General features: G+C 42.9%; 4 protein-coding genes and 2 pseudogenes. All 6 read right to left on the bottom strand.

The features are described from left to right. Positions 1 to 131: 131 nt before the first annotated feature. The gene (locus ACFINA_RS09170; RefSeq protein ID WP_375615473.1) at positions 132 to 536 is read right to left on the bottom strand and encodes a hypothetical protein; all 405 of its coding nucleotides are present in this window, start codon (positions 534 to 536) and stop codon (positions 132 to 134) included. After that, positions 533 to 2,011, bottom strand: a pseudogene (locus ACFINA_RS09175) (filamentous hemagglutinin); the annotation flags it as partial. The gene ACFINA_RS09170 and the pseudogene ACFINA_RS09175, both read right to left, overlap by 4 nt. Positions 2,012 to 2,079: 68 nt before the next feature. Then, on the bottom strand, positions 2,080 to 2,493 hold the full coding sequence (locus ACFINA_RS09180) for a hypothetical protein (protein WP_375615475.1): 414 nt from the start codon (positions 2,491 to 2,493) through the stop codon (positions 2,080 to 2,082). Then, a complete protein-coding gene (locus tag ACFINA_RS09185) occupies positions 2,490 to 4,082 on the bottom strand; it encodes a filamentous hemagglutinin (protein ID WP_375615476.1) in 1,593 nt (530 codons plus the stop codon). The genes ACFINA_RS09180 and ACFINA_RS09185 overlap by 4 nt, the downstream gene beginning before the upstream one ends. After that, positions 4,070 to 4,471, bottom strand: coding sequence for a hypothetical protein (locus ACFINA_RS09190; protein ID WP_375615477.1), 402 nt, complete (start codon positions 4,469 to 4,471; stop codon positions 4,070 to 4,072). Before ACFINA_RS09190 ends, ACFINA_RS09185 begins: the two co-directional genes overlap by 13 nt. After that, positions 4,468 to 6,516 (bottom strand): annotated as a pseudogene (locus tag ACFINA_RS09195) (hemagglutinin repeat-containing protein); the annotation flags it as partial. The pseudogene ACFINA_RS09195 and the gene ACFINA_RS09190, both read right to left, overlap by 4 nt. Positions 6,517 to 6,756 lie beyond the last annotated feature (240 nt).

Here is a 6,756-nt window from a genome sequence, read left to right on the forward strand (position 1 = left end):
AAGCCTGTTGATATTTTATCTCCGTTTTTCAAGACAGTTCTGGACTGAGTTGAGATGGTAGATTGAGAAAACAATCCTGCCATTCCAAGTAAAGGCAAGGATGACAGATTGTTGATCATCACAAGAAAGACTTAAGGATAGCATTCATATTGTTCTGGATGCTTTTTACAAAAAGGGCTGTTCAAGCGCTTCTTGACACTGCGCTGTGGAACAACAGCGCCTGGACGACAAATGGGCAAGTTTTCAGCTTTATGATTTCCACACCAGCCTCCCCCCACATCATATTTATAGCGAAATCCCGCTTGGAGCATGCAAGCATCAATGGTTGCATTTGCATTATTACTGAGCTTTCTACTTTCTGGATCCTTATCATAAGGGGTTGGCATACCGCATTCTAACAAGGCTTTTCCTATCTCCGTAAAATCTGCTCCTGGCTTCTCCCATGCCCCTATAGAAGATATGGGAGTTTTATTAAACTGGCACCCAGCTATACTTAACAAAGTTACAGCACTTAATAATTTTACGATGTGTTTCATTTTTTACTCCATGATTTACTTGAAGGAACTTGTTCACGATGAGATGAGCCGTAAAGCATGTTGCACATACGCCCCGCATCTCCAAGGCAAGTATGGGAGCTTATGGGATTCATGATCACTCTCCACCATTCTTTCCACATGTTACTACCAGTAGGTATTGTCTCGTAGGTATAGCCATTGCCGCCAATAATTCTGCTGACAAAGTCATATCTATTCCCATCAAAACCAACAATGGTTTGTTTGCTATCACTTACATAACCTAACAGACCGGATGCAACTAAAACATTAAAGGCTGGTCCATAGAGATTGATAGTCGTGTTTTCGTTGGCTATACCGTGAACACCTTCTTGTTTGAAAGAATTCAGCATATTCCCCAATGTCATCGTCCCGCGACTATGTCCATAAAGTTCTAACCCTGTAAGACCATAGCTATACATCAAATCTTTTGCTTCTTGTGTTGAATTGGTCAAACCCCAAAAGTTATTTTCCATAAACTTCTGATAGCCCGCGACTAGAAGTTCTGAAATGGCAGAATCGGCTTGAGGGAACACAACAAAATAAAGCGATTCATTTTTATCCTTCGCATGTTGCTCTGCATAAACAGCGGCTTCCTCTGGTGGCGTAAAGATGCCATTAAAGGACACATGCACTTTGCCATCAGAGCCTTCTTGCAAATGCTGCTTTTCTTCATCCGTTAAATAATGAAACTTAGGGATTTTTTGTCCACGAGCGTCTTTGATATACTGTCCATTCGCATCTATTTTATAGATTATATTACCCTTTTCATCACGATCCACCACGGCGATGGGGTGCTCTTTGATAAACATAGTTTTATAGGAGTCATCGCTGTATTTAAACCCTTCTTCTAAGAGTTGAGTTGCCATTTCACGATTTTCATGGACGATTTGTTCCAGCTTGCCTGCATCGAGCTGTTGTACACCCTTATGGGCGGTGGCAGTATCACGATTAAGGGAGGCTATGGCTTGTTCCACGTCTTGCCCTGTCAATGCCTTCTGCCCTGCTTCATCAGTAATGACAATGGTGCCATTGCTGATAGCAGATTTGGTATAGCCTTCTTCTGAATCTTTAGCTTTTGAATGATCTAAGACATTTTTAGCAATGTTTTTCCCGACACCATATTTGCCCTGATACATCGGACCACCCGCTGAAATGCTTAAACCTTGGCTGCTAGCTTGCGCATGCGCACTGTTGCTGATATTACTGGTGCTAATGCTTCCTGTGGTCAGACTGTTTTTATCTGCCGGCGCAGTGCTTTCAATAATACCTCCGGTTAGGGTCGTTTTGTCTTTAACGTTGATCTTAAAGCCACCATCACCCGCTTTGATGCCTGATTGTTCCACAACACTATGATAATCACTAGAGGATTTATCCTTTTGGAAAGAGGCGCTCATGGAGCCCCCACCACCCGTTTGTCCAGCACCAAACCCAACAGAAACAGAGTTTTGCTTGATTGAGAAAACAATCCCGCCATTCCAAGAGAAGGCAAGGATAGCGGATTGTTGGTCATCACAAACAGCAAAACTTAAGGCTTGCATTCAGGTTGTACTGGACTTCTTTTACAAAAAGGGCTGTTTAAGCGCTTTTCGACACTTCTCTTCGGGATGACAGCACCAGGCTGACAAATGGGAAGGTTTTCGGATTTATAGTTTTGACACCAAGTTCCTCCCCATTTATCTTTATAGTGGAATCCTGCTTGAACCATACAGGCATCAATTGTTGCCCATCCATTATTGTTTACCTCTTTATTTTCTGAATCAGGATCGATAAGACTCGGCATTCCACATTCTAATAAGGCTTTTCCTATCTCAGTAGAATCTGCTCCTGTCTTCTCCCACATATTCACGTACCCTGGAGCAGGTTTGTCAATGTTTTCAATGTCACATCCAGAGACACTTAACAGAACTATTCCACTTAATAATTTAAACAGTGTATTCATTTTTTTCTCCATAAATAACCTAAACCTAAATTATCTAAAATTGCATAAGGTGCATAAATTTTTGTATTATCATTATGATGTGCTCCATAATCACGTTTACATGCTGCCGACGCATTACCATAACACCTATGGGTGCTAGATTTAAAGCCGCGTAACGCTCGCATTTGCTCTATCATTGGAGTTGCTGGTGGAAATATTGCATAAGGGAACCTCAAGGGTGCCTTATAAAAAGTAGGTAGATTGTGACCAATTCCTGTACCAATGGGATCGAATATATGGTTTTGTAAGTAAATATGATCTTTTTTACCATCACTCACATAATAGAGTGCATTCGCTATTGATTGAGAGTTATCAGCTGGTCCAAAAAGATAGATATCTGTTTTTTCTGCTATACCGTGAATGCCACGCTGTTCAAAGTCACGCATTCCATTGCCCACTGTCAAACTACCACGGCTATGCCCACCAACAATAGCATTGTCATTGCCATAACGATAGATAAAATCTTGAAACTTTTTGGTTGAATTGGTCAACCCCCAAGAGCCCCCTTCAAAAAACTTTTGATAAAACGCTACCCCTAATTCTACCAGCACATCGTCAGCTTGGGGAAAGTATGTAAAATAAAGGGGTTCATGTTCATTATCAGCTAAGTGGACAGCATTACCGGCTGCTTCATCTGGTGTGTTAAAAATACCATTATAGAACATACGCCTGTTGCCATCAGAGCCAGCTTGTAAATACTGCTCATCTTCAGCATTTAAAAAGTGATACAGAGTGATATATTCTCCATCGCTGTCTTTTATATACTCTCCATTTTCATCGGTTAAATAGAGGACATTGCCATTTTCATCATGCAAAATCTCACCCACTGGATGTTCTTTAACATTTGCGACTTCGCGCACTTTGTCCCAGTATCCCAATCCTTCATCCGATAAATCATTGATCATACCTACGCGATTATGCACGGCTCCCTCAAGCGGTGCGACATCTAGCTGTCCTACTGCTTGGTGGGCTGCTGCGGTGTTGCGGTTGAGAGAGCCAATGATTTGTCCAGCATCTTGCCCCATCGCCCTCTGTCCAGTTATATCAGTAAGAATGATACTTCCATCACTGATAGCAGATTTGGTTTCCCCTTCTGCTCCATCCTTGGCTTTGCCGTGATTTAAAACATTCTTGGCAATGTTCTTTATCGTGTCATTCCCAGAAAGGCTAAACCCATGGCTGCTGGCTTTAGCATGCGCACTGTTGCTGATATCACTGGTGCTAATGCTTCCTGTGGTCAGGCTGTTTTTATCTGCCGGCGCGGTGCTTTCAATAATACCTCCGGTCAGCGTTGTTTTGTCTTTAACAATGATATTAAAGCCGCCATCACCCGCTTTGATGCCTGATTGTTCCACAACACTATGATAATCACTAGAGGATTTATCCTTTTGGAAAGAGGCGCTCATGGAGCCCCCACCACCCGTTTGTCCAGCACCAAACCCAACAGAAACAGAGTTTTGCTTGATTGAGAAAACAATCCCGCCATTCCAAGAGAAGGCAAGGATAGCGGATTGTTGGTCATCACAAACAGCAAAACTTAAGGCTTGCATTCAGGTTGTACTGGACTTCTTTTACAAAAAGGGCTGTTTAAGCGCTTTTCAACACTTCGTTTCGGAATGACCGCGCCTGGTCGACAAATCGGAAGGTTTTCCCTCCAATGATTCACACACCAAGATGGACCGCCATATCTGTCACGGAATCCTGCTTGAATCATACAAGCATAAATTGTTGCATTATCATTATTGCTGAGCTTTTGATTTTCAGCCTCAAGATAATTAAGATGTGGCATGCCACATTCTAATAAGGCTTTTCCTACCTCGGTAAAGTCTGCTCCTGGCTTGATCCACCCATATACTTCCCCTGGAGGAGATTTGTCCATATCACATCCAGTAATACTTAATAGAATGAGCAGGCTCAATAAGTTAAATCGTATTTTCATTTTTTGTTCCCTGTTCTCGTGGAATAAAATTTTATAAAATCAAATGAACCGTAATCATTTTTACACTTAGCACTTGCATCAGCATAACAATTATGGGTACTAGGATTATAGCCGATGATCGCTCCCCCCATCTCTCTGAGGGGTAGAATTAACGGATGTAATGAATCATATGGTTTGGAACGTACCCCATAAGCTGTAGGAAAATTAAAACCAATGATTGTACTTACGGGGTCTAACATATGGCCTTGTATGTAGATATAATTTTTTTCGCCATCGCTTAGATAATCTACTGTATTGGCCATCGATTGCATGTGAGCAGCCGCTCCAACAAGATAGAAGTCTGTTTTCTTGGCTACACTGTGGATACCATGTTCTTGCAAGTCATTTGCTCCATTGCGTATTGTTAAGGTACCCCGGCTATGCCCACTAACAATAGCATTGTCATTGCCATAACGATAGATAAAATCTTGGAACTTCTTGGTCGAATTACTCAATCCCCAAGTGCTACCCTCCCAAAACTTTTGATAATATGCTACCCCTAATTCTACCAGCACATCATCAGCTTGGGGAAAGTATGTAAAATAAAGGGGACCATTTTTATTAACAGCCAATTGGACAGCATTACCGGCTGCTTCATCTGGTGAATTAAAAATGCCATTGTAGAACATATAAACAGCACCATTAGGGCCTTTTTGTAAATGCTTTTCTTCCTCTGGCTTTAAAAAGTGATACAGAGTGATATATTTTCCATCACTGCCTTTTATAGGTTTTCCATTTTCATCGGTTAAATAGAGGACATTGCCATTTTCATCATGCGCAACCTCACCCACTGGATGGTCAACATAAAATGCCATTTTACGAACCCCATCCCATATATCAAACCATTCATCTACCCATTTATTTCTCATACCTAAACGATTACGCAATATATCCTCAAGCGGTGCGACATCTAGCTGTCCTACTGCTTGGTGTGCTGCTGCGGTGTTGCGGTTGAGAGAGCCAATGATTTGTCCAGCATCTTGCCCCATCGCCCTCTGTCCAGTTGTATCAGTAAGGATGATAGTCCCATCACTGATAGCAGATTTGGTTTCCCCTTCTGCTGCATCCTTGGCTTTGCCGTGATTTAAAACATTCTTGGCAATGTTCTTTATCGTGTCATTCCCAGAAAGGCTAAACCCATGGCTGCTGGCTTTAGCATGCGCACTGTTGCTGATATCACTGGTGCTAATGCTTCCTGTGGTCAGGCTGTTTTTATCTGCCGGCGCGGTGCTTTCAATAATACCTCCGGTCAGCGTTGTTTTGTCTTTAACAATGATATTAAAGCCGCCATCACCCGCTTTGATGCCTGATTGTTCCACAACACTATGATAATCACTAGAGGATTTATCCTTTTGGAAAGAGGCGCTCATGGAGCCCCCACCACCCGTTTGTCCAGCACCAAACCCAACAGAAACAGAGTTTTGCTTACTGGAAGTTTGTCCCGTATCACTGCGGCTGATAATGGCAAAATCACCCCCTACTTCCATTTCTACACGCTCTCCAGAAACCACGGCGCCTGCCAGTGTGGTGTTTGCCTGACTTATGGTATGAACAGTGCCGGTGCCTATAATATGGCTGTTTTTGTGTTGAACTTCCTCACTGGAACCTTCCCCTTGACTAAAAGCAGCACTGCCCGTTGCCCCTGCGCCACCCGTGCCATAACCGGTGCCAACACTCATTGAAGAACTTTCACTGCTGTTTTGTGTGCTTTGCGTGTTTTGCGCACTTTCAAAGGTGATATGTTGCCCTGCTTCCATGGTGATATTTCCGCTCTGTGCATCATTTTCCAGCACATAGATTGGATTGGTACCAGCGATAATATCAGCGCCAACACCATGGATGCTGCCTTTGTGGGCTTGCATATTAACAGCGCATCCGCCTTCTATGCTATCTGTCACCGCTGTGGAGGTCTGAACAGAGGCTTCTGTTTTCTCAGTTTTAAAGCCCACGGTTACACTGCCAGATGCACCTGCCTCGGTCAAACCGCTTAACGTATCCAGTGGATTGCCCCACGACTTTGGCTTCAAAATGCGCATCCCCCGTAATGGACCCCTCACCTGCCTTATTGTGGATTATCTTAACCACCAAATTTAAAAGGCTCTCTGCGTGGATGAAGAAGTAGACGGCTTTGATCCCCTACTTCATTCATGATTTTATCTAACGACCTTTTTAACGATGGGGAGGACGCTTTGGTGATCGCTTTTGTAAAGCTTTTTGCTTTTGCTGACGTTTTCTTTCATCCTCAA

Source organism: Bartonella sp. AC10YNML (genome assembly GCF_042196825.1).
In the GTDB taxonomy this organism is placed as follows: Bacteria; Pseudomonadota; Alphaproteobacteria; order Rhizobiales; family Rhizobiaceae; genus Bartonella.

Excerpts from the sequence above, each read along its gene's own strand:
- ACFINA_RS09170 (WP_375615473.1), bottom strand. The coding sequence starts at position 536 with ATGAAACACATCGTAAAATTATTAAGTGCTGTAACTTTGTTAAGTATA.
- ACFINA_RS09180 (WP_375615475.1), bottom strand. The coding sequence starts at position 2,493 with ATGAATACACTGTTTAAATTATTAAGTGGAATAGTTCTGTTAAGTGTC.
- ACFINA_RS09185 (WP_375615476.1), bottom strand. The coding sequence starts at position 4,082 with ATGCAAGCCTTAAGTTTTGCTGTTTGTGATGACCAACAATCCGCTATC.
- ACFINA_RS09190 (WP_375615477.1), bottom strand. The coding sequence starts at position 4,471 with ATGAAAATACGATTTAACTTATTGAGCCTGCTCATTCTATTAAGTATT.